Origin of the sequence: Pseudomonas sp. B21-051 (assembly GCF_024748795.1) — a bacterium.
GTDB lineage: Bacteria > Pseudomonadota > Gammaproteobacteria > Pseudomonadales > Pseudomonadaceae > Aquipseudomonas > Aquipseudomonas putida_A.
Genome location: NZ_CP087166.1, coordinates 1,313,134 through 1,335,219, shown reverse-complemented (window position 1 = coordinate 1,335,219; position 22,086 = coordinate 1,313,134). Strand labels below are relative to the sequence as shown.

The 22,086-nt window shown below is 60.4% G+C and carries 26 protein-coding genes; all 26 read right to left on the bottom strand.

Annotated elements, in window-relative coordinates:
* Positions 1-2: 2 nt before the first annotated feature.
* A complete protein-coding gene (locus LOY52_RS05885) occupies positions 3-1,202 on the bottom strand; it encodes a carbohydrate binding domain-containing protein (RefSeq protein ID WP_258678662.1) in 1,200 nt (399 codons plus the stop codon).
* 31 nt (positions 1,203-1,233) lie between these two features.
* Complete coding sequence (locus LOY52_RS05880; protein WP_258678661.1) at positions 1,234-1,665, bottom strand: phage tail assembly chaperone; 432 nt, start codon at positions 1,663-1,665, stop codon at positions 1,234-1,236.
* A 2-nt stretch (positions 1,666-1,667) separates the two neighbouring features.
* Positions 1,668-2,408, bottom strand: coding sequence for a hypothetical protein (locus tag LOY52_RS05875; protein WP_258678660.1), 741 nt, complete (start codon positions 2,406-2,408; stop codon positions 1,668-1,670).
* Positions 2,409-2,444: 36 nt separating this feature from the next.
* Positions 2,445-2,912: a phage tail assembly chaperone gene (locus tag LOY52_RS05870; protein ID WP_258678659.1), complete on the bottom strand. Its 468-nt coding sequence runs from the start codon at positions 2,910-2,912 to the stop codon at positions 2,445-2,447.
* The gene (locus LOY52_RS05865) at positions 2,912-3,835 is read right to left on the bottom strand and encodes a hypothetical protein (RefSeq protein WP_258678658.1); all 924 of its coding nucleotides are present in this window, start codon (positions 3,833-3,835) and stop codon (positions 2,912-2,914) included. Before LOY52_RS05865 ends, LOY52_RS05870 begins: the two co-directional genes overlap by 1 nt.
* A gap of 22 nt (positions 3,836-3,857) precedes the next feature.
* Positions 3,858-4,424, bottom strand: coding sequence for a tail fiber assembly protein (locus LOY52_RS05860; protein ID WP_258678657.1), 567 nt, complete (start codon positions 4,422-4,424; stop codon positions 3,858-3,860).
* Between the two features lie 7 nt (positions 4,425-4,431).
* Positions 4,432-5,529 (bottom strand): phage tail protein, encoded by a 1,098-nt coding sequence (locus tag LOY52_RS05855; RefSeq protein ID WP_258678656.1) that lies wholly within the window; start codon positions 5,527-5,529, stop codon positions 4,432-4,434.
* 145 nt (positions 5,530-5,674) lie between these two features.
* Positions 5,675-6,181, bottom strand: coding sequence for a phage tail protein (locus LOY52_RS05850; protein WP_258678655.1), 507 nt, complete (start codon positions 6,179-6,181; stop codon positions 5,675-5,677).
* A complete protein-coding gene (locus LOY52_RS05845; RefSeq protein WP_258678654.1) occupies positions 6,178-7,329 on the bottom strand; it encodes a phage tail protein in 1,152 nt (383 codons plus the stop codon). The genes LOY52_RS05850 and LOY52_RS05845 overlap by 4 nt, the downstream gene beginning before the upstream one ends.
* Positions 7,330-7,343: 14 nt before the next feature.
* Positions 7,344-7,943, bottom strand: a complete 600-nt coding sequence (locus LOY52_RS05840; protein ID WP_007964344.1) for a YmfQ family protein — start codon at positions 7,941-7,943, stop codon at positions 7,344-7,346.
* Positions 7,931-8,977 (bottom strand): baseplate J/gp47 family protein, encoded by a 1,047-nt coding sequence (locus tag LOY52_RS05835; RefSeq protein WP_258678653.1) that lies wholly within the window; start codon positions 8,975-8,977, stop codon positions 7,931-7,933. The genes LOY52_RS05840 and LOY52_RS05835 overlap by 13 nt, the downstream gene beginning before the upstream one ends.
* Complete coding sequence (locus LOY52_RS05830; protein WP_258678652.1) at positions 8,967-9,365, bottom strand: phage GP46 family protein; 399 nt, start codon at positions 9,363-9,365, stop codon at positions 8,967-8,969. The genes LOY52_RS05835 and LOY52_RS05830 overlap by 11 nt, the downstream gene beginning before the upstream one ends.
* Positions 9,365-9,874, bottom strand: a complete 510-nt coding sequence (locus tag LOY52_RS05825; protein WP_210558051.1) for a phage baseplate assembly protein V — start codon at positions 9,872-9,874, stop codon at positions 9,365-9,367. Before LOY52_RS05825 ends, LOY52_RS05830 begins: the two co-directional genes overlap by 1 nt.
* A gap of 140 nt (positions 9,875-10,014) precedes the next feature.
* Entirely contained in the window at positions 10,015-11,058 is a 1,044-nt protein-coding gene (locus tag LOY52_RS05820) for a phage baseplate assembly protein (protein WP_258678651.1), read from the bottom strand.
* Between the two features lie 3 nt (positions 11,059-11,061).
* Positions 11,062-12,297 carry a DNA circularization protein gene (locus LOY52_RS05815; RefSeq protein ID WP_258678650.1) on the bottom strand — a complete coding sequence of 412 codons (1,236 nt, stop codon included), beginning with the start codon at positions 12,295-12,297 and terminating at the stop codon, positions 11,062-11,064.
* Positions 12,284-14,182: a phage tail protein gene (locus LOY52_RS05810; RefSeq protein ID WP_258678649.1), complete on the bottom strand. Its 1,899-nt coding sequence runs from the start codon at positions 14,180-14,182 to the stop codon at positions 12,284-12,286. The genes LOY52_RS05815 and LOY52_RS05810 overlap by 14 nt, the downstream gene beginning before the upstream one ends.
* A gap of 130 nt (positions 14,183-14,312) precedes the next feature.
* Positions 14,313-14,609, bottom strand: a complete 297-nt coding sequence (locus LOY52_RS05805; protein WP_003222226.1) for a phage tail assembly protein — start codon at positions 14,607-14,609, stop codon at positions 14,313-14,315.
* Positions 14,606-14,953, bottom strand: coding sequence for a phage tail tube protein (locus tag LOY52_RS05800; protein WP_007964335.1), 348 nt, complete (start codon positions 14,951-14,953; stop codon positions 14,606-14,608). The genes LOY52_RS05805 and LOY52_RS05800 overlap by 4 nt, the downstream gene beginning before the upstream one ends.
* A 67-nt stretch (positions 14,954-15,020) precedes the next feature.
* Positions 15,021-16,517, bottom strand: coding sequence for a phage tail sheath subtilisin-like domain-containing protein (locus tag LOY52_RS05795; protein ID WP_225137729.1), 1,497 nt, complete (start codon positions 16,515-16,517; stop codon positions 15,021-15,023).
* Entirely contained in the window at positions 16,517-16,696 is a 180-nt protein-coding gene (locus LOY52_RS05790; RefSeq protein WP_095138390.1) for a DUF2635 domain-containing protein, read from the bottom strand. The genes LOY52_RS05795 and LOY52_RS05790 overlap by 1 nt, the downstream gene beginning before the upstream one ends.
* Positions 16,693-17,277, bottom strand: a complete 585-nt coding sequence (locus LOY52_RS05785; RefSeq protein ID WP_258678648.1) for a hypothetical protein — start codon at positions 17,275-17,277, stop codon at positions 16,693-16,695. Before LOY52_RS05785 ends, LOY52_RS05790 begins: the two co-directional genes overlap by 4 nt.
* 160 nt (positions 17,278-17,437) lie before the next feature.
* Positions 17,438-18,466, bottom strand: a complete 1,029-nt coding sequence (locus LOY52_RS05780; protein ID WP_258678647.1) for a phage late control D family protein — start codon at positions 18,464-18,466, stop codon at positions 17,438-17,440.
* A 9-nt stretch (positions 18,467-18,475) separates the two neighbouring features.
* On the bottom strand, positions 18,476-18,688 hold the full coding sequence (locus LOY52_RS05775) for a tail protein X (protein ID WP_258678646.1): 213 nt from the start codon (positions 18,686-18,688) through the stop codon (positions 18,476-18,478).
* Positions 18,681-19,064, bottom strand: a complete 384-nt coding sequence (locus LOY52_RS05770) for a phage tail protein (protein WP_258678645.1) — start codon at positions 19,062-19,064, stop codon at positions 18,681-18,683. The genes LOY52_RS05775 and LOY52_RS05770 overlap by 8 nt, the downstream gene beginning before the upstream one ends.
* A complete protein-coding gene (locus LOY52_RS05765; RefSeq protein WP_258678644.1) occupies positions 19,064-21,322 on the bottom strand; it encodes a phage tail tape measure protein in 2,259 nt (752 codons plus the stop codon). The genes LOY52_RS05770 and LOY52_RS05765 overlap by 1 nt, the downstream gene beginning before the upstream one ends.
* 128 nt (positions 21,323-21,450) lie before the next feature.
* Positions 21,451-22,032: a phage tail assembly protein gene (locus LOY52_RS05760; RefSeq protein WP_258678643.1), complete on the bottom strand. Its 582-nt coding sequence runs from the start codon at positions 22,030-22,032 to the stop codon at positions 21,451-21,453.
* Positions 22,033-22,086 lie beyond the last annotated feature (54 nt).

Here is a 22,086-nt window from a genome sequence, read left to right as displayed (position 1 = left end):
TCCTAAATTTCGGCGTCAGCAGTCCATTCGATCTGCAAGGTCTGACCTGGCAAACTGCCAACCGGTGTAACGGTGGCAAACGAAATGGCACGCTCAGTCAATCCCTGCACAATGCTGCCGGTGCATGCGCCCACGGTCTGATTCCATACCTGATTGCTGGTATTGCCTGGGCAGTACATGACGACAGTGGGCAAGACTCTCTTTTGCACCAACATGCCCACCGTCATCGCCGTTTGACTGCTATTGGCAGGTGTCGCTTGCGTGAATGTTGAAATGCAAGTAGCAGGGCCATTGTTTGCCCGTACCGGCAACCACGTGGCAAAGGACTTCTCGAAGTAGCGCTGGCAAAGCATCAACTCTTCACCCACCGGACGATATTCGAAAGGTGTCGATACCGGCCCTTCTTCCAGCTGGATCTGCGCCAGATCCACGGTCTGCAGCACGTTCAGCGGCAGGTCGAACGCAAGCCTCAGGAAGTTGTTGGCGCCCAGCATCTTCCCGGCAATGCCCGACAGACGAAACGTTGCGCTGTACTTCTTCCATGATGTGTCGAGCTGAAAAACATCGACGGTTTTCTCAACGGATTCGGAACCTGCGGAACCGAAGTTCTGAATGACCGATACTCTCAACGGTCTGGCCGCATCGGAACGCGCCCAGAAGCTGACTGTGACGGTTTTCCCTGCCAGGGTTCGGACCGATTCAACAGTCTGAGAAACCCTGTGGACGGTGGCGGCGGTGCCTGCCTGGGTCTGCTGCCAGCGCAGGAAAAACTGCGGTTCGTCGGCGACTTCGCTCTGCCCAGGCGCGAAACTCTGCTGAGAGATGGCGACGCCCGCATTGCCATTCCAGTCGCAACGAAAACGATCGGCTACATACCCTCCAATATTGGGGCCTGGGTTGGTCGTTCCGCGCTGCCAGATATCGAAGCCGCCATTGATCAGCACATTCCGGCGATACACCTGTGCCGGAAACTGCTGCAGTGGATCAGGCTTCGATAATTGGCGGATGGCCTGCGCCAACTGATCGGTTTGTGCTTCATCAGGTTTCAAACCGGCCGCAGTAATCGCGCCGAGAATCTCCTGGGTAACGCTGTTGCCCCAGCTCGCCGGGATCAGCGATCCCGGTGTTCCGGCGATGGCGTCTTCGTCGACAAATTTTCCGTCAACCAAACCGGAGCCAGTAACACTTTTGGGGTAATCCATATCTATCTATCCTTGAGTGAGAGCGAACCGCTCAGCCATCGACCCGCAGCATTTCTTCAAGCCAGTCAGGCTCAGCCGGGCGAGAACGCGCCTCCGGGAAGTCTGGATTGTCGGGCCAGTCGCGCAGCGCCTGCCGATAGGCCAGCAGTTGTTTGAACTCCTCGGTACGCAGGGTTGTGCCCTCGCCCATTTCCAGTTCTTCGGCATCGCGAAGAACCAGCCACTGGGTACGATCCAATACCTTGTCTCGCCAGGTCCGTTCCATGACATCGGGGGTTTGCTCTGCCAGTAGCACCCGTTCAGGGCGCCCGCTGACGGTCAGGGAAAGAACGGTTCCCTTTGGAGCGTTCGAGACCAGCGCGCAATACTCGCCCTCGCTCAATTCGAACGCGTCCGCGGGGATATTGGCGCCATGCAGATCGGCGTGATAAAAGCCGGAAGTTTTCGGAGAAAAGTAATACATGCTCAATACCCTATTCCGATGACCCGAGCGGAAATGGAGCCTGACGGCCATTCAGGACAACGAACATTGATGCCTGCCTGGCGACTCACGGTCGCGTTGTTGTTCCAGATCAGCTGTGTTCCGGGTGCCGTGCCCTCATGGGTCGCGACGGCAAGAAATAGTGCATTTGGAAAGACCAGCGGCCATAGATTCAGATCGCCGTAATCATTGTTGCCCGCCTGGCTCGCGCCTCCGGTGATCCACTGGATAATCACCCCGCCCATCCACGAGGGGAATACGATATAACCGGATGCTCCCAGTCTTACCATGAACCCGAGCCTGAGTTTTTTAGGGGTCACGACAGAGGTATCACTGACACCGGCGTTGACCTCTGCCTGAGAAGCAAGCTTTGCAATCCCCATCAGCGACTCTGTCGCCTGTTGCATCTTTTTCGCTATGGATTGAAACACTCGTAGCGGCGTCATCAACCGTGTATTGCTGGCGCCCGCCTCTGCTTCTTCCTGACTGGCCAGACTGTCGCTTTGTTTCTTCGAGATCAGCGTATCGATTGCCGCTTTGAGCTGAGTGTTATCACTTTCATCGGCGGCTGCGCCCGCACTTTTGATGACTTCAAGAATCTCTTGAGTTACGCCGTTTCCCCAGCTCGCCGGAATCAATGAACCCGGGGTTCCGGTGAGAGGGTTTTCATCTACAAACCTGCCGTTCACTAAACCTGCGCTGGGAATGTTTTTTGGGTAATCCATCACTCTTCTCCCTGTTTGAAAACATAAAACATGGCCTCAGACATGTACGCCCCCCAGCCATTCCGGCACTGACGGACGGAAAGCAAATGCCGGGAAATGACTTGAATCCGGCCAGTCGCGCAGCGCCTGGCGGTACTCCAGCAATTCCAGATACTGCGCCGCCTTGAGCGTCGTCCCGCGCCCCAGTTCCTGCTCGTCACGATGCCGCGTCACCCACCATTCGGTGGCCGACAAACTGTTTTTTCGCCAGGTACGCGCTGCCGCCAGAGGCTCTTGCTCCTCGGGGACGATTTCAGGAATAACGACCGGACTTTCGATTAATGGTGACTGCGCGAACTCAAGGCGCAGCTCGCCGATGGGCACACCGATTTTGATCTGCACGCCCTCAGACACCGGGATCATCGACTCGACGAAAGCGGGAGCAAACAGTTGGGTGATCGCGTAGTCGCCGGTGTCGATCAGTTCGACCGCGACACCATTTTCCACTCGTGCATAACGGGCCATTATTCGTACTCCCAGATTTCACAGAAGGCGTTGCCGCCAGCGCCGCTGATGATTGAAGCCGACGCGCTGACCGAGCACGAACCGCTGCCGCCCGAACCACGGATACCTGCGTTACCAGCTGTGTTGGATCCGGTAAAAGATGCCCCGCCGTCGAACGGACTCGGAGCCCCGCAACCTGAGAGCAGCCCCCAATTGGCGTTACTCATCCCGAATCCCCCCGTGATGCCGCGGGCGCTGCACAAGTTGCCGCCTGTTACCGTCCCGCCGACCCCGCCCTGAATGAATCCGGACGATGTAGCCGAAGTCACGATCGCCAGTTTTTGCCCACCGCCGCCTCCCGAAACGCTCATGTAGGCGCCAAAAGAAGCACCACCACCCGCCAGACCTGTGGTGTTGCTGACTGCACCGCCCGCGCCCAGCGAGACCGGTACGCCAGCCAGCATTTGGGCGGTAACGTCATACAGGCTTTCCGCGTAAGCACCGGAACCACCACCGCCACCAAGCATCTGGCTACCTGCCGGCACAGGCTCACAACCACCACCCGAACCACCCGCCCCCACCAACCGCACGCGAATCCGTTTGGCCCTGGGGTTGGGCTTGTAAACCGTGATCCCGACCGTCTCGATCTGCCGCACCGCCAACAACCGCCCCACCGCATCGGTGATGCCGTAACCGGCCAGCGTGGTCGGGGTGTTTTTCAGTTTGCTGAAGTCGACCAGCGCACCAATGGCCGTGGCCAATTGGTCGGTTCTGGCTTCATCGGGCGTCAGCCCGGCAGCCTTGATCGTATTGAGAATTTCCTGCGTGACGCTGTTGCCCCACGCGGCCGGGATCAATGATCCCGGCGAGCCGGCGATCGGGTTTTCATCGACGAAGCCGCCGTTGACCAGGCCAACGCCGGGAATACTTTTTGGATAATCCATTGCACTGCTCCCTTTGCTGAAATCAGTTGGCTACGACTGCGCCGGGAGCGACCGGCCAGGTAATTTCGTCGGGGAAACCGGCCTGCTTTTCGATGCGGTTCAGCTCGACGCTATAGAGCTTCCATTCGATCAGCAGCAGTTGTTCGTCATGGTTGGCATCGCCAATATCTTCGGCGTATTGCAGCGGCGCGATGCGCAGGACGGCATCGCGCAGTAACACATCTCTTTGAGCAAGAACGACGCGTTTGCAATCCGCCAACTGCGCGACGTCATCGACTTGCCACGCATTGTCCACCCAGGCATGGAAGCCGCCCGGCCATGGCAACGTGGTGAAGCCTTCCGGCAACTCGCCCAATGCCGTCCAGGTATGCCTCATGCCGGTGTCAGTGCGGTAAACATCGCCGCGATAGTCCGCTTGCTGTTGCAGAGAACCATTGACATAAGCCCAGGCAAAACCGCTTGGGGCCGGGGAAAGTTCGATGCTCAGCGTCACGGCGTTACTCGGCAGTTGCAGACCGATCCCCGGCACTAGTGGAAACTCGACAGGGCCGGTTAATGCACCGCTATCGTCTATCAGATAATTGAACATGTGCACCTCAGATCAGTTTTATACGCGCGGGATAGGCAATATTTCGCGGACGGGTTTCAGCCGAAAAATTGCCGATGTTGCCGATGTAAGTGTCCGAGTCGAATGCAGGGTTGGGGTACGTTGTTGCCACGGTCGTTGTCGTCGGTGAAAAGTTGACATTGGTGCCGACATCCCAGACACCGTCTGGAATCGCCGGGGCCGGTTTGAAAGAAGCCCCTGTTCCCGTCGGCAGATAATGGTTGTGACTCTGCAACGCATGCATTTGCAGGCTGCCGGACACGCGACCGGGATCAACGTTTCTGGTTTCACTGAGCACTCGCAGAAACTCGCCGCGAATCTCGGGAATCCGGAAATTCGAGGCACCATCGCCACTGGTCCATCCGCCTTCCCGGCCAGTTCTGGCCGCTTCGGTCGTCAATGCGCCGGACGCCTGAGCAAAATCCCACAACCAAGGCCATTCGGCGCGCCTGAACAGATCACCGTTGGGAAAGCCATAGCCACCTGGATTGAGCGACAGAGTGGTTTCAAAAAAAGGCCGCCCCAAAGCGCTGTTATCAAAGCGACCGATCGGCCACCAACTCCCCGCCCCGTCACTGCGCAGATGCCACCAGTCCCCGTTGCCCATCAGCACCAGAAAGGGGTAACCGCCAGGCGAGAGGTGTGTGTGAAAACGAACCTTGTCAGCGTCGGAGGTCTGCACAACGAGTCGATTGCCGCTGTTGTCCATCCGCCGGACAATGACGTCGCGAATACCCAAGGCCGCGTCGGCTAATGGCAATGTCACCGTCATCGGCGCGGAGCTGCCGTCGATCAAAACGAGTCCCAACTCAGCTTCAGTCAGCGATCTGGATGTCGCCAGACGAGTGACCACCGAACGCATCGGGCTCGCTCTGCCGATGATCGACTGAATCGCCCTGTACAACTGACCGGTATCGGCTTCAGAAGCCACCAGCCCGCCACCTGCAATCACACTCAGGATTTCCTGAGTGACGCTGTTACCCCACACCGCCGGAATCAACGAACCCGGGGTTCCCGCCACCGGGTTTTCATCGACGAAGCGGCCATCGACCAGGCCGACGCTGGGGACGCTTTTTGGATAATCCATAGGTCTTTCGTTCCTCTGAAATACAAATGAACCGCGTCGCGGCGATCGCTGCTGCGAGCCAGTGGCGGTCTGTTTTCTGAAAATAAAAAGCCCACATCGAAGTGGGCTTGGGTGATGCAGAACGAAGGCGTTGCGACTAGAGCTTCTAGCTGCTGACCAGTTCGCGAATCGCCGCCAACGCGTCATCGCTCGCACTTCGCGCCAGATCGAGATTGCCTTTGGCCGCATGCGTGCGGATCTGGTTTTTGGCCTTCAGGCGCAAGGTGCGCAGGGTCAGCAGATGATCGGTAAGTTGGTCGGCCTTGCTCAGGATCTGCTCCGCAGCCTGTTTGGCGGTACGACCTTTGACTACCCACGCAGCAACCGACAGTGGCACCTCTTTTTTCGGATAACCGGCGTCCTGATAGGCCTGGGCGTCTGCAGCAGCCTGGGCGTACTCCATGGCTTTGAGCGGGTCGCCGGCCAAAACGGTGCGAACACTGTCGGCCGCCGCATCGACCTTGGAGCACAACTGTTCGGCTTCCTGAAATTCCAGTTCGGCGACTCGGGACGCATTCAGCTGCCATTTTTCTCCATCCCAATCATGGGCACTGGACGGCTGGGCCGGGCGCAAGCCTTCTTCGAAGTGGTGAAGTTCTTGAATGATGATCATCGGATCAGCTCCCAGGAAAAATGCACATTGATGGCTGAGGTAAAGTTGATCGCAATACCGTTGGCGTAATCGGCTTGAGAAAAACTCTTGATTCCCATGCCAAATAACAACTCATCACTTGAGGCATTTCCCGAGCCGAGGGTGTGTTCGCTTTGATAAACCTGCCAAAGCGAACGCAACTCTGCATGGTCGAAACTGGCTGATAGCGTGGAAACCGTCGTGTCGTTGACAACGTTACTCGTGAAGATTCCTACCGAAGCACCGACGGTGCTCCAGCCATCCCAATTACTGGAAGTAGTAACTGTCGGATTCAGGTAAGAATAGTTGCCCCCCAGCCATCCTCCCGGAGCGAAGGCCACCGTGGTTATACCGGTCGGATGCGGGGTTGGATTCCCCACCACCAACCGTGCCGCACGGGCATGCGGATCAAGTGGCAGATAAACCACACCGTTGCCGTTAACCGTTTGCGTCCACGACAACCGACTACGGTTGTAGATCGCTCTGACAGTGGGCATCGAACCCGGTCCTGCCGTGACGACCCAGGCCAGACAGAGATCCAGCGGCGTAGACTGGAAACCACCGCCCGCCGCACCATTGACCGTACCCTTCAACCCTTCCGGTGCAGCGTCATAAATCGTGCCGCGTTGCATGTAAAAGGTCAGCACACCGCCGATCACCTGGGCCCGCAAGAAATAACCGGTGCTTGGCAGCAAATCGGGGCTGCTCCATGCCTGAGTGGTGAACGTGCGCGAACGCCCCAACTGCCCGGCCACCACTTCCTGACCGAGGCTGATCAGCACGGCGGCCGGAATCGAGACTCGCCCGCCACTGGTGGCAACAGCCGCTGGCGTGATCGGCAGTCGCCCGTCTGCCGTAGCAACGGTAGCGGTTGGCAACGACCCGATGGGCAACGCCGAATCCAGATTCCAGCCCTTGGCCGAAACGCTCTGAATCGCCTGCAACAACTGATCGTATTTCTTCTCGTCCGGAGTCAGATCCCCGGCCTTGATCACGTTGAGAATTTCCTGCGTTACCCCGTTGCCCCAGTCTGCCGGGATCAGTGACCCCGGCGTCCCGGTCAGCGGGTTTTCATCAATAAACTTGCCATTCACCAGACCGGCGCTAGGCACACTTTTTGGATAGTCCATCCCGTCATTCCTCCCTAGTCATAATTGATGTGCACCTTGGTATGCGCCGGCGCACTGCGGTGGATCAGGCACTCCAGCGCCGAGCCCGGGTTGACGCCGAAGCGCTCGCCCCAGTAACTCGCGCCGTAGCGCCGGCCGAGCAGCAGGCGGCCGCCGGTGTTGAGGGTCCACATGAATTGCGCTTCCCAGGTGCCCCAGTGCGCGGCGCCGAAACGCGAGCGGCCCATGCGTGGTGCTTCGTGTTCGGTGATGCTGGCGTTGGGGTAGCCCTGGCTTTTGGCGATGTCGAGGTAGTAACCGACAGCCTGACTGCCGACCGCGAGCAATCGGCGGCGCACGGCGAGGCGGCGGTCGTCGAACAGCGGTGTGGCGCCCAGGCATGGGTCAGGCAGCTCCATCACCCGCTCCCAGTCCGGCACCAATTCGCTGACGCCCGCCGGGTCCATCTCGTTGAGCAGGTCGGCGGCGCGGGCGTCGAGGCGCGCCAGTTCGACGGCCACGCCTTGCAGCACTTCCTCGAGTTCCGGGACGCGTTCCGGGTCCCACGCCGGGCCGCTCGGCAGCAAGGCGCGCAATTGCGCCTGGTATTGCGCGGCGGTTCTTATGCCCCCCATACGCAGCCTCCGAAGGTCAGCAGTTCGCTTTGCCCGGCAGGCACGTCAGCGGCCGGCGCGGTCAGCGTGTGATCGTACTCACCGCCGGCGCTGCTGATGGCTTCGCGGATATGGCTGATCAGCAACGGCACACCGAGATCGGCCTCGCGGTTGTGCAGGTCGCGCAGTTGCGCTTCAACGGCGGCGCGCACCGCAGTGGTGTCCGGGTTGACACTCTTGAAGCGGTACACCACCGGCACCTGAATCGGCCGCTGCACGTGCACTTCCGCCGTCACCGGACGCAGCGGTTCGATGTACTCCTGAACCTCCGCCAGTTGCTCATCGTTGGGCACCGGTTGCGGGTCTTCGTCACGCATGATGAATACCGTCACTGTGCCCGGACCAAGGAAACCACCGCGGCACCAGGCCCGCGTCACGCCCGGCACTTCCAGCGCCCAGGTCTCGTAATCGCTGGCCGAACCGCCGTGGGGGATCACGCGATAAGAGCGGATCACCCGCGAGCGCAACGACTCCAGGCTTTCCCGCGCTACACCGCCACTGAGGCCGGGCGCGAGTACCACAAAACTGTTGCCGACGACGCCGGCGATCGGCTGCACCGGGTTCAGCGCCAGACCGGTGTCGGCATTACCGAGGCTACCGGCGTCGAGCGCGGCGATGGTGGTGGTGTTGCTGCCATTGACGCTGGTGCGCGCGGCGGTGACTTTGTAAGTACGGCCATCGCTCGCTTGCAGCAGTGTGTCGACATCCAGCACCGCACCGGCGGTCGCGGTAAAACTGACGCTGCCGGTGGCGACCTGCGCCGGTTTGCGTGGCTGGTTCAGGCGCAGAGCGGCGATGCGTTCCAGGGTCGACTCGTCGGCCTTGTCCGGCAGGATCTGCTCGGCAATCCAGTCGAGATAACCGTACAGACCATAAGCGGCGCCGCCGAGGATGCGGGCCAGCACTTGCGCATCGGACTGGCGCAGCGAATCGCCGGCCAGGTCGCTTTGGGTGCGCTTGATCAGCACCGGCAGCGATGGGGTTTCAAACGGCATAGATCACCTGCCAACTGTTATCGGGGTTGATGTCCAGACGTTCGCCGTCGGCCAGAGTCAGGACCGTGCGCAGGTTCAGGCGCTGGGCGTCGAGGCGTTCGCTGATGATGTCGATGGCGCTGCAGTGGCCGTCGTCGACCAGCCATTGCAGGGCTTCGCGGGCATAGAACTCGGCGTCCATCTGGGTCTGTCGGGTCAGCTTGACCCGACGCAAAAGCCACAGCCGCGAGCCGATGCGATCGTCGGCGACGGTGGGAAAGCTGTCGCCCCACCAGCCGAAGCGCTCCTCGTCGTCGAGGGCGTCGTCATCGGCGGCGCGGCGCCAGGTGAACAGGCTGATGAGCACGGCGCGGGTCAATGCGGCGTGGAGGTTCTGGCTGATAAACATCATTTGCCTCCTGCCGGCGCACCGGTCTGGCCGCTGCCGGCCTGCACGCCAACGTGCACGTGTTTGATCTGGCTGATGCCACCGGCGAGTTGATCACCGGTGGAAACGATCTTGCCGGTCTGGTTGATCACCGGCGTGTCGAAGTTCACCGCGCTGCTGGCGCGGATGTTCAGGGTGGCGGTTTCGATGTCGATGATTCGCCCGCGCTTGAAGTGAATCTTGTCGCCCTCGTCGGTGTAGATCGCCACTTCGCCAGAGGCCAGCGACTGCAAGCGATAGCGGCGGTCGGCGACCACCAGGGCGATGGCGTGAGAACGGTCACCGCCGAGAAACGTGACGATGCCTTCGGCGCCGGCCAGCGGGTTGCTGGTGAAACCGTAGGGTTCGAAATGCTCCAGGTCGTCGTTCACTTCTCCGGCGGTGAGGCGCATTTGCAGCGATTGCAGCTTGGATGCCGAATGGGCGAGCACGACAGTGCCGCGCGCCAGCAGGCGTGTCAGTAGGCTCATGAATTGTCCTCAAAGGTAGGCATCACGCGATCCACTGTGGGAGCGAGCCTGCTCGCGAATGCGGTGGGTCAGGCGATTTGATGTTGAAGCTGCCAGCGCTTTCGCGAGCAGGCTCGCTCCCACAGGGTTCGGTGTCCGGCTCAGGTTTTTTTCGGGGGCGTAGGATCGGGATCAAAGGTCTGCGGCGGTGCCACTTGCAGGGTGGTCACCGAACCTTGCGCCGACAGCGAATACGTCACTTTGGAGATCAGCATGTCGCCGTCAAAGCCAAGTACCGGATCCTTGACCTTCACCAGTGTGTTGTGGCGCCACAGATCGCCATTGGTTTGACGCCAGCCCTGCACCTGATAGGTGGTGGTCTGCGCCCGGCCAACGCGCGTGGCGCTTTCCCAGAGCGCCCGTTTGAGCGACAGATCAGGATTGATCTGCAGGCCCTCGTTGATCACGGTCACGCGGCGGCGCTTGTAGCCCAGATCCGTGGCAATCGATTCAATCTCGCTGACCGCCGCGCCGCTTTTCTGATCGTTACCCTTCTGCTGGCCAATGACCCGGTATTCGGAGAACACCTGGCTGTAATCCATCGGCGCGTTGGCCGAGAGGATGTTCTTGCCCAGCTCCAGCGCATCGCTGGCGCGGCCAGCGCTGCCAGGTCTGGCCAGCACCAGCCGCCCAGACGCATCGTCGGTGGAGAACACCCGAAACAGCGAAAGCAGACGATCGATCGATTGAAACACCGTTTCCCCCGGTACGAGGGTGTAGCTGCCCAATCGCGTGGTTTCGGCAATCTCGCTGACCACCTTGACCTTGTACGACGACGCCAATGCTTCGACGATGCTCAGCATGGGCTGATCTTTCCACTGGTTCGGGCGGTTGATCGCGGCACAGTCCACCAGATCCTGAGTACAGGAACTGCCCTCGATGGTCAGGCTGATCTGGCGTCCGTCGTAGCGGATCGGGGCCTTGAACACGTAGCCGGTGAGCACCAGGTCCTGCCCGATTTTCACTTCGCACGGATCGCCCGGCTTGATCGGTTTGTCCACCGTCTGCCCCGGCCACTGCCAGGTGATGTCGAGTTTGAAGGTGCGAAACTGACGCTCCAGATCAGCGGTGATTTCCACACTTTTCCAGCCGCCGTATTCCATGTTGTCGACGGTCAGCGTGACGCGATTGTCTATCTCGCTCATGGTTTACTCCCCGGAGACTTTCACTTCGTTGGGCGAAAACCCGGGATGGTTCGTCGGATTGCGCTGCTGGATTTCAGTGACCCGCGTGGCATCGCCAAGGTACTTGTAGGCGATCACCACCGCCGGCGCGCTTTCCTGAAGGGTTTTAGTGACAAGCCGTATACCCGAGGACGCGACCGACTTGAGATGCGCGACCGCTGCATCCTGCAGATCGCTGATCAGCTGGTGGTGCGCCGGGCCGGCCTTGGTTTTTACCAGGTTAAGGGTGTCGATCAGCGTCTGCTGAATCGCCTGCACATCATCGATGGCGGGCACGTCCGCACGATTGATCGGCTGATTCGCCTGCTGGCCCACAGAAGGTATCGACGGCAATTTCACCGGTTTGCTTGCAACCGGCATTGAAGCGATCCACTGCGCCGCCTTAACAATCAGCGTGTCCTGCACCAGATCAGCCATGGCTTGCGCCGCCGCGTTGGTGTCCTTGCCGGTGGTGATCTTCGGCGCATCGGCCTTGCGGATGGCTTCGAGTTGTTGGGACACGTCGGCAATCACGCCACGGTAGCCCTCCTTCGCGAACTCCTTGAGTTCCTTGATATCGCCGAGCAAGCCCTTGAACTCCGCTGCCACTTCCTTGGGCAACTCCTTGACGGCTTTGACCAGTTCAGTGATCTGCTTGTACTGCTCGATCAGCGGTTTGAGCTGCTCCTTGATCACCTCATAGACCCCGGTCAGGCTGTTGCGCAGATTGGCAATGCCGATCCGCGCGGCCTTGATCAACGTCATCGCCTGCTCGAAGCGCGCCACCGCAGAACCCAACAGCGTGTCCGCCTTGGCCAACAGAACTTTTTGCGTACTGACCGTGGCGGTCGGAAACGGCAACGGCCGGTCCGGGTAAAACTTCAGACTGAACGTCACCAGCCCGCCGTCCTGGCGGGTGTGGGTCATGTCGCATTCGCCGACCTTGACCTGCAAGCGTCCGAGCCACGGATGCACCAGTTCTCCACTGCCTGCCTCCAAGGCCTTGAGCAGCTTGTCGCGCTGCTCCAGGCAATCGGCGCCGATGATGAACGCCGTGATGTCGTGGGTCTTGGCCTGTTGGCCGAGATCCTCGAAATACGGCAGGTCGCGTTGCGGGTACTCGTGCAACTGACCTTTGCGACCGACCGGGGTTTTCGCCTGATCGATCCAGAACCCGACACCGCGAAACGATGCCGGCAACAAACGGTCACGCCAGTTCATTGGAACCTCCTGCCGACAGCGAGCGATAGCCGATGCGCGAAGACAGCGCCAGGCCCGGTTGATTGGTTTGTGGTTGATCGGTGCGCAGCCCCGCCGGTGCATTTTCGAAGCGCACGGTCAGGCCGCCTTCGAGTTGCGTGCGGTTGTTGGCCGCGCTTTGCTGGATCAGGGCGCTGGAGGATTGCGGCAGCGATCCGCCTTGCAGCGCCCCGTTTCCAGCAGGGGCGGTACTCGCGCCAAAGAATGCCGGCGCCAGCTCACCCTTGCCTTCGGCGTTGGTCTGGCGCTGCGCTTGGGTCAGAGTTTCGACCTTGCCGGTGACCTTGGCGATCAACCCGGCGAAACCTCCGTCGAACAGCTCCTTGATCGGCGCGATGACGGTTTGCAGCTTTTGCCACAACTCGCCGAACCACCCGACAATCGGCCCCCAGCTCTCGATGATCTGATCCAGAGGTTTCCATTCGAACAGGGTATGCAGAAAGTCCACGACTGGTGCAGACGCCGCCAGCACAACATCCCACAGCGCCGAAAAGACTTCGCCGACCGGCTGCCAGTACTGCGCAATCTGCTCCAGCGGCGACCACTCGAACAGGCTGGTGAAAAAGCCTTTGACCCGCTGCACTGACGTTTGCAGTGCCGTCCAGATCGGTTCGAAGTACCCGACGACACCACCCCAGGCGCTGGTGATCATTTCCATCGGAAAATAATCGAACAGTGCCCGCAAGGTATCCCGGGTGCTTTGCACAGCTGATTGCAGCGTCGTCCACATCGGCTGGAAGTACGCAACAACACCGCCCCAGGCGCTGGTGATCATCTGCATCGGCGAGAAATCGAAAAACGACACCAGGTACTCTTTAGCCGTCTGCGCGACTTTCCGCAGGCCATCGAACATCGGCTCGAAGAACCTGACAACGCCACCCCACGCACTGTTGATCATCTGCATCGGCGAGAAGTCGAACAGGTTTCGGAGGAACGCCATCACCGGCACACTCAAGGCCTTGAGCAGTTCCCAGATCGCCGAAAACAGCCCCGTCAGCGGTGCCCAGTTTTCCAGGATCATGCCGGCGGGCGTCCACGAGAATACCGATTTGAAGAAGTCGATTACCGGCGCAGTGACGGCTTTGACCTCTTCCCAGATGCCCGAGAAAAATCCCGCGACCGGTGACCACAGCGCCGCCAGTGCATCCAGTGGTCGCCAGTCAAGGACCGAGCGCAACGTCGCCATCGCACTCGCACCGATGTTTTTCACGCCCTCCCACATGCCTTTGAAGAACGCGCTGATCGGCGTCCAGTTGGCGTAGATCAAACCGGCCGCCACCGCGATGCCCATGGCGATGAGCATGATCGGATTGGTCTTGAGCACCATGCTCATTACATCGAACACTTGCGTGGCGCCGGTGACCGCGGTTTGCATCGCCGAGAAGGCGATGGCCCCCGCAGCCAGGCCTTCCACCAGTTGCGGGTTGTCGGCAAGCAGGCTGCCGAACTGAGTCAGCATTGGCTCAAGCCCGACCACCAACGCACCGACTGCCGGCACCAGCGCCGCGTCAACAGCAGCGGAAACCTTTTCCATCGACGCACTGAACACGTTCATGTTTTGTGCAGCGACTTTCGGTGCGGCAGGCAGATCCACGGTTTTCGCCGTCTCGCTGACTTCAGTCAATTTGCCCTGAAACGCTGCCGCCGATTTGATCCCGTCCACGAACGGCGTGATCACGCTGCCGCCCTTGAACAGACCGCTGATATCCAGTTTGCCGAGGCCGGTCTGTTCGAGATTTTTCTTGAAGCTCTCGACCTTTACTCGCAGGGCGCCGAGTTTGGGCGACAGTTCATCGATGCCCGTGATCAGCACCGGTGTTTGCACTTTCTTTTCTTCGTCTGCCATCACTGCACCTGCTGCATCGCATTGATCCGTTGCGCGTGCTCCAGCGATTCGCGGAGCACATCCAGTGGCCTGGCCATCATCTGTTCGGGGTCAACCTTCCAGAACCAGGCCAGGTCATAGGCGACTGCGATCAGGTCGGTGATGGCTCCGACGCCGCACTCATGAAAAAACTCGCAACGGCCCAGCTCAGCGCGTTGAGGTCAGCCAGATCGAGCTGGTTGACCGACGACGGTGGAATACCGGCGCACACGGCGATGTATTTGGCCGCCACGTCCATGTCGAGGCTGACTTCTTCGCTCTTGTCGATCTTGTACGGCAGCGCCTTGATCGCTCGCACTTCCTGCACCGTCGGACGGCGCAGGACGAGTTCGGTCAGGGGCTCGCCGTGAGCTTCGATCGCAACCTGAAGCTTCACGGCGCCGCTCATTGCCAGGTCCCCTTGATGCCTTCGAATTTCAGTTCGATGGTGGCGTCATCGCCCTTGGAAACCGGCTCTTCGACCAGATAGGCACCGGCCAGCACGTAGACTTTGCCGTTACTGAATTCGCAGGTGACGGTGATGTCGGTGCCTTCGATCAGCTTCTTCAGCGGGAAGTCGGCGGTGTGCAGCGCGGTCACTTTGAACGACGGCGCGACGTCGGTTTCCTTGTAGAAACCCGGTACGACGGTTTCGCGTTTGACAGCCATCAGCGGGGCTTCGCAGCCGCCGTTGATAGTCAGTTGTGCACCGTCGACTTTGACGTAGCAGGTGCCTGCAATCACTTGACCCATGGTGTTACTCCCTTCAAATAAAAAAGCCCACCTAGGTGGGCTGAATGCTTACGGCCAAACGCGGTTATCAGGCCGCGTCGTCGTATTGCAGACGGAATTGGTTGAGCAGTGCGAACACGCGCAGACCGTTGATGTAGTCCGGCGGGAACAGCACGTTCACGCGGCTCGGATCCTGCACGTCACGCTCGACGATCAGGTGCTCGGCGAACAGCTCGGCGTTCTCCACGTGGCCTTCCAGTTCCAGCTTGGCGTACTGCGCGATCAGCTCGCCGCGAATGGTCGCCGGAGTGACGATCGGCTGGCCGGCGCCGAAACGGGTGCCGTCGGAAGCCAGTTTGTGCCGGCCGTACTTGCTGGTGATCACGCTTTGCAGACGACGCACGATGAACGCCGACTGGTGCATGGTTTCGCTGTCCAGATAAGAGTTGTCGGCCTGACCGTAAGCGTTCTTCTGGTAGGTGGTGATCGAACGCTGGATGCGCACGTAGCCACCTTCGTAGTAGGCCGTGGCGATGCCGTAGTTGAGCAGCGACTGACGCTCGGTCAGGGTGAAACGCTCGCTGGCCGGCGCCGGATCAACGCCCGGCAGGCTGCCGCTTTGGGTCGGACGGCTGGCATCGGCGGAGATGAACACCGCGGTGCGCGCAGCCAGTGCTGCCGCCTGGACCCAGAACGGTTGCGGTACGCCCGGCTCTAGCGCCTGAATGGTCATGTGCTGATCGTTACGTGCCTGGCCGGCAGCAACCAGGGTGCCGACGGTACCGCGCTTGGCGCTGTAGACGTGACCGAACAGTTGCTTGGCCCAGGACCAGCGACCGGTGCTGTCATCCATCACTGCTTGCCAGGTATTGAGGGTCGACAGATCCGACCACGGCAGAGCGATGAACTCGAACGGCTCGTCACCCAGTGCAGCCACGGCTGCGACCTGATCCGGCACACCGGCACCGCCAGTCATGGCGGTGATCGCAGTGGTCAGGCCGGCCGGGGTTTCTTCGCCGTTGCTCTTGCCCAGACGATTGAACTGCAGGCTGATGTCGTTAGCGCTGTCGCCGGTCCATTTGGCGGTCAGGGTGACCACACCTTCAGCCGCCGCAGCGCTGACCGGCAGATCGGCGGTGGCGTTGATTTTCTGTGCCAGTGCGGTAGCCGCTTGAGCAGCGGTGGCACCGTTGACCACGGTGGCCTGCACACGCACGCCAGCGACGTACAGGTTGAGCACGCCAGCCTGAGTCGCAGTGCCAGTCAGGGTCAGCACGCCTTTGGCGATGGCGCCTTCAGTGTTGTGCAGCGGCAGGCACCAGATCTCACCGATCGGGTCGGCCTTGCGGAAGGTCTCGTACATCGAGGCGAGCATCGAGCCCTGACCGCCGATGCTTTTTGCCAGCGCGACGCTGGAGACCAGCACCAGTTTGCCGACTTCGGTCGGGGCGATGTTGTCGTTGACCTGAGCGACGATCAGACGGCGCATGGCCGAAGTCGCGCTATTGGCAGCCGAGTTGTCCATTTCGGCATAGAACAGCGGTACACGAATGTCCGCGGGGATGTTGCTGAATCCGATCGCCATTATTTGGCTCCCTGTGCTTTGACTTTTACGGTTTTGATAGTGATATCGCCGTCGGCCAGACGTCGGCGCCACCAGGCGCTGTCCAGCACTTCACGGCCTTCTTTGGGCAGCAGATCGCCCGCTTCCGGGTCAGGCACGGCACGGCCAGCGGCCGGCAGTACGGTGATGCGATTGCTCATGGGGTTACGTCTCCAGAGAAAGTCAGTTCCACGCGCCCGTCAGGGCCCGGGTGTTTCAGATTGGGGTCGGCCGGATCGATCGCATCGACCCGCACGGTGACCCCGGTAAAGGACGACAAACCGTCCAGTTCACGTTCGTGCCAACTCTCCGCAGGCTGACTGGGCAGATTGCGGCCGAGCTGGAACTCGGCAAAAAAGCGCAGCCGATAGAAGGCCCGGCTGCTGTTGATCGAGACCATTTCGCCGCCGTCGTAGACGATGGCGCTGTAATCGGTGCCCGGCTTGAACCCCACCAGCGCACGCCACAGTTCGGCGCGCAGGTCGTGCAACAGATCCAGCGCTTTTGTGGCGTCCGTGGCATCGAGTGCCAGGACGATTTCGAAGCGGTCGCGGATCGGTTGCGCGGTGAGGTTTTGTGCGGTGCTGTTGCCGGCGACATCGGCCAGCGGCAGCACATGGGCCGAGGGTGTCGGCAGATCGGCATTGCCTTGCAGCAACGCCAGATCGACACCCACCGCAACGTGGTTGGCAAGGCTTGGGCATTGCGCACGCAGTTGCGTGAGGATCGGGGTGATCTTCATGGTGGTGTTCCAGAGTGTGGGGGAGTTACCGCAGGACCAATGTGGGAGCGAGCCTGCTCGCGAAGGCGGACTTACATTCAAAAACAGTGTTGATTGATCCACCGCTTTCGCGAGCAGGCTCGCTCCCACAGGGGTTTGTGTCGCTCTGAGAAAGAGTGAATCAGTCTTTGGCGCCCGCCTTGGGGTCGAGGCACGTGGCATCGATCACGCAGCGATAGCTGTTCTCGCGATTGCCACTGGCGGTGACTTTTTCGATCGACCAGCGCCCACGCATGAAGTCCGGCCAGGTCTCATCGAGCCGCACCAGACCTTCGGCCGCCAGCAGTGGATTGCCGGGGCAAGTGACTTTCACCTTGTATTTCTGCCGGAGCATCTTGCGCACTTCGCCTTCGCCGACGGCGATCGCATCGGCTTCAGTGGGTTGTTTCTGGCGGAGGGTCTTGAACGGCGCAAGCCCCGTTTCAACCCAACGCAACACGCCGGCAGCACCATCCCAGAAACAGGTCTTGCAGCCCTTGGTCTGTTCGCGGGCAGACTCCTCCAGCGTGGCGCTGACGAACGCGTGATCGCCGGGACGGTTGTTGCTGGTCACCGACAATGTCACGTCCGCCAACACCTGGCCCGACAATGATTTGGTCTGGCCGGGACGGGCCAGCACGTACACGTCGTTGTAGGGTTTGGTCACCGCGTTGTACTTTTTCGCCAGGCGCGTCAGAAAACTCATGTCGGTTTCGTTTGACTGGTCGACGTGCTCGATTCTGATCATCGCCACCTCGGGCGCGACGCGCGGTGAAAAGCCATGGCTCGACACCAGTTTGCGAAACAGCGCACCCAAGGTGGTCGGGCCATGACTGGCCGTGCGGCGTTGTTTGAAGCCTGTCTCATCATCCTTGCTGAACGGCGCCGCCGTGGCCACCAGAGTCAGGCGAAACGGGAACAGCGTCGGCGTCAGGCGTGTCACTTTGAACTGGCCCTTGTCGACCATTCCCGACTCCAGATAACCGACCTCAAGGCCGATTTTCCCGCCCAGATCCGGCAGCCCTTCGAGGCCTTCAAGATCGATCGTCAACGTCAGTTGATCGGACTCGAAACCGGCTGCATCGATGTGTTCCCAACTGATCAGGCGTTGATTGAGCAGGGCCGAATGGGCCCCGTAGAGTCTTACCGCCGGGGTGAAACCCAGTGCCATGCAACCTCCTTAATCCCAGGCCGTGAGCGGTTTTAGCGTGGCCGGTTTCGAGTCGAGTTCCGGCAACGTGACCCAAACGCCCGCGGGCAGGATCGGGCCGTGTTCGGCCAGGGTCGGGTTGAGTTTCCACAGGGCCTCTTCGGCGGCGTCATCACTGCGCCCGGTTTCGCGGTAGAGCAGCAGATTCACCGAATCACCAGCCACGCTTCGGACCTTACGCATTGTTGAACTCCGCTAGCTCGATAACCCAGTCAACGACCATTGCCGTGCCGTCATCGATGATCTGGCTCTGGTTTTCCTGAATATTGTTGATTCGCCACAGGCCCCAGTTGCGACCGATGCCGTCAATCAACGGCAGCGGGATACGCTGGGCCTGCAAGGCGCGCAATTCGTCGAGCCGATTCATGGCCACGGCGTACATCGACTTGCCGGTGATAGTCAGGGTTTCCGGTTTTTGCCCGGTCTGGCTGGACTTGGGTTTGCTGGTGAGAATCTGGATTTCGCTCCAGCCTCCGTCGGACTTGCGCGCCAGCGAGCTGTAGGCGAAGTCGCGCGAAAGGCCGAAGATGAAACCGCCCAGCGCCATTTGTTGTTTCATCAGGCGACTCCATCGGTCAGGGCTGCGTCACGGCGGGTGGCGAGAGCGTTGGTGCCTACTGCGGGTGTGAATGCGCTATCGAAATGGTTGCGCATGACCTGCGAAACCACATCGCCGATTTTTTCGGCATTGAGCGCATCACTGCCGCTGATCTGCACTAACGGCGAGTAGGTGTAATTGGGCAGTTGCGTCTGAGCGCTGGACAGATCCTTGGCCACTTGCGCGGGGGGCGCGAGTTTGTCCTCGGCAGGTTTCCCCCATTGTTCCCCCACATAGGAGCCGAGCATCCCGCCCAGAGTGCCGCCGATGAAAGTGCCGATACCGGGCGCAATGAACGTGCCGATCGTGGCGCCAATGGCGGTTCCGGCGAGTTCGCCGGCGGCACCTTTAACAGCTTGATCATCGCCTTCGCGCCAGCCTTTCAATCCGGCATAGGCCGCATGGGCGATGGCCAGAGGTGCACCTATCTTGACGGCAGGCAATGCCTTGGCAGCATACGGTGCGAGTCTGGCACTGGCGCCTTCAGCCAAAGGCATGATTTTGGCGGCAGCCCCTTTGAGCCACTCAGGTCGCATATTTTTAGCAACGTCACCGACCATCCTCAATCGCGTCAGTGCATCGTCGAACATCGGTGCGATCCTGGCCGTCACACCACTCAAACGGCCGCTCCCGCGGGCACCTGGCGTCGAGGCACGCGCCCCGATACGAGAGGGTGCGCGTCGCCCCGACCTGCGAGCCGGTCGCCGTTTTTTTCCACCACCATCATTGCCGTCATCGCCTGCCATGACGTCGGCAAGATCCGATGGCAAACGCGCGGCAGCAAGGCGTAACAGCTTCGCACTAACGGTGTCGAGCACCGAGGCAACACCGGTTTTCAGCGCCCCTCCCACAAACGGCAGAGCTGCAGCCCCAAGCAGAACCAATCCTGCCGTAAGCGCCGGAAAAGCCTCGGCCGCTGTACTCACGCCATTGACCAGTCCGGTGAGCACCACGGCGGCCCCGTCGGCCAAAGGAGCCAATGCCGTGCCGAATGCCGTAGACAATCGGTTCAGACTTGCATCCAGCGCGTTCCAGCGCCCCTGCGATGTATTACCGACAGCCTCGGCGGCTTGCGCTGCTGCACCGCCGTCGGCGCCACGCTCCGAAGTCGCGTATTGGCGCTTGTCGGCCACCTGCGAAAATGCGTTTGTCACATCCTCGGGTTTCTTCAGCAGTTCAAGAACTCTGACGTCGTTTTCGCCGAATAGCGTCTTCGTCAGTGCTGCACGCTCTTGCACAGGTTGTTTATTGAGCGCGGCGAAAACCGCGCTGATGGCAGCGGGAGCATCCTTGCGCATCTCACCCGCCAGCGATTCGGGGTTCAATCCTAACCGGGCCAGGGCCGTACGCTGATCCGTTGATGCTGATCCGCCCTTGGCCAGCGCAGAAACGATGCCCTTCAAAGTGGCGCTGGCGCCTTCCTTGTCTGCGCCACTGTTGAGCAACGCAGCCGCGAGTGCGGCCACCTGTTCCGGGGTCATACCTGCAGTGATTGCGGTTTCGCCGGAACGCTGCACAACCGCACCGATGTCGGCGGCCTTGGCGTCCAGGCCGCTGCTGCCCAAGTAGCTCGTGGCGTCGGCCAGATCCTGACTCTGGTATCGATCCAGCTTCAGCGACGAACGCCAGGCTGCCAACATTTCGCCAGCCGTTTTGACGTCGGTCCTGAACGCCGATGCGTTGACCGCCGCATCCCGGGAGAACCACTTCAGTTCGTTCGCCCGCTGATCACCCTTGGCACCATCGGCAATACCGGCTCGGGCTCCGGTGAGTTGCACTTGCAACAGATCTGCGCTGGTCGCACCGCTGGCTGCTACCTGCTTCTCGCTGGCCAGTTCCAGTGTGCGTTCAGAATGCGTTTGCAGCTGAACCTTGCTCAGCTTGAGCACCTGATTGAGTTCAACCAGCGCGGTCTCGTTAGCCATCGCCGATTGCAGTTTTTTCGGCGGCGGACGCTGCTCGATCTCGGCCTTGAGTTTCGACTTCGGTTCACTATTGGCCGCTGGCGGCGCCGCGACGACCTTGAACAACGATTGCTGGTTGACCAGCAGCTCGCGCAGCTTGACCTGCTCCTGAGTCAGCAAACGAATATCCACGCTTGCCAACGCCAGTGTCAGGTTCAGATCCTGCAGCGATTTGCCGAGGTTGTCGGGCAAGATTGCGCCCGTTGTGTCGCTGCTCTCACCGGCGTATGCGAGCGCATATTTACTCTCTGCCATGCCGCTCTACTCCTGTTTCACGCCAAGGCGAGTGATCGCTATGTCGTAGCGGCGCAACGCCTTTTCGGCGTCCCATTCCAGAATCTCCGCTTCACTTACCGGGTAAATGAGCGGGACGATATCGAGGATTACTTCGATGTCGCGTTCCGAAAGTAGGCCGCCGGCTGGTTTAAAAAATCGTCGATGCGCACCTGCAATTGGGTCCAGTCCGGGACGCTCAACTGGGTCAGATCGGGGATCATCAGACCGGTGCAGTGGGCAGTGATGAACTCGGCGCGTTCCTTGGCCGTTTTCAGTTTCTTCATCACTTTGGTGGCGCGCAGTGCGGGCATTTCCAGCGACAGCGAGGTCACGGTGCGGCCGGTCACGGCGAGCGGTTGCAGCAGCTGCACTTCGTCAGGATCGTCGGACTTTTCCGCGTCCTCGACCTGCTCCAGAAAGTACGACGCCGGACGGGTCGACATCTCGTGCACGTACTGGGCGATGCTCACGTAGTCCGGGCGTTTGAGCTGGTCGAGTTCCTTGACCGACAGGCCGGTGGCGAGCAGCGCCAGTTCGAAGAACTGATCGTCTTCATCATCGCCGGCGCGTTCCAGCGCTTCTTTCTGTGCGGCGTAGAACAGTGGCTTGAGCTGGATCTGCTCGATCTGCGCGCCGTCGTCACCGGTGATCGGCGACAGCAGGTCATGCTTGGGTGGCATCCACGACATGTATGAATTCCTTGGTGATTCTTGAGGGGGTATTGCGCAATGGAGCCAGTCAAC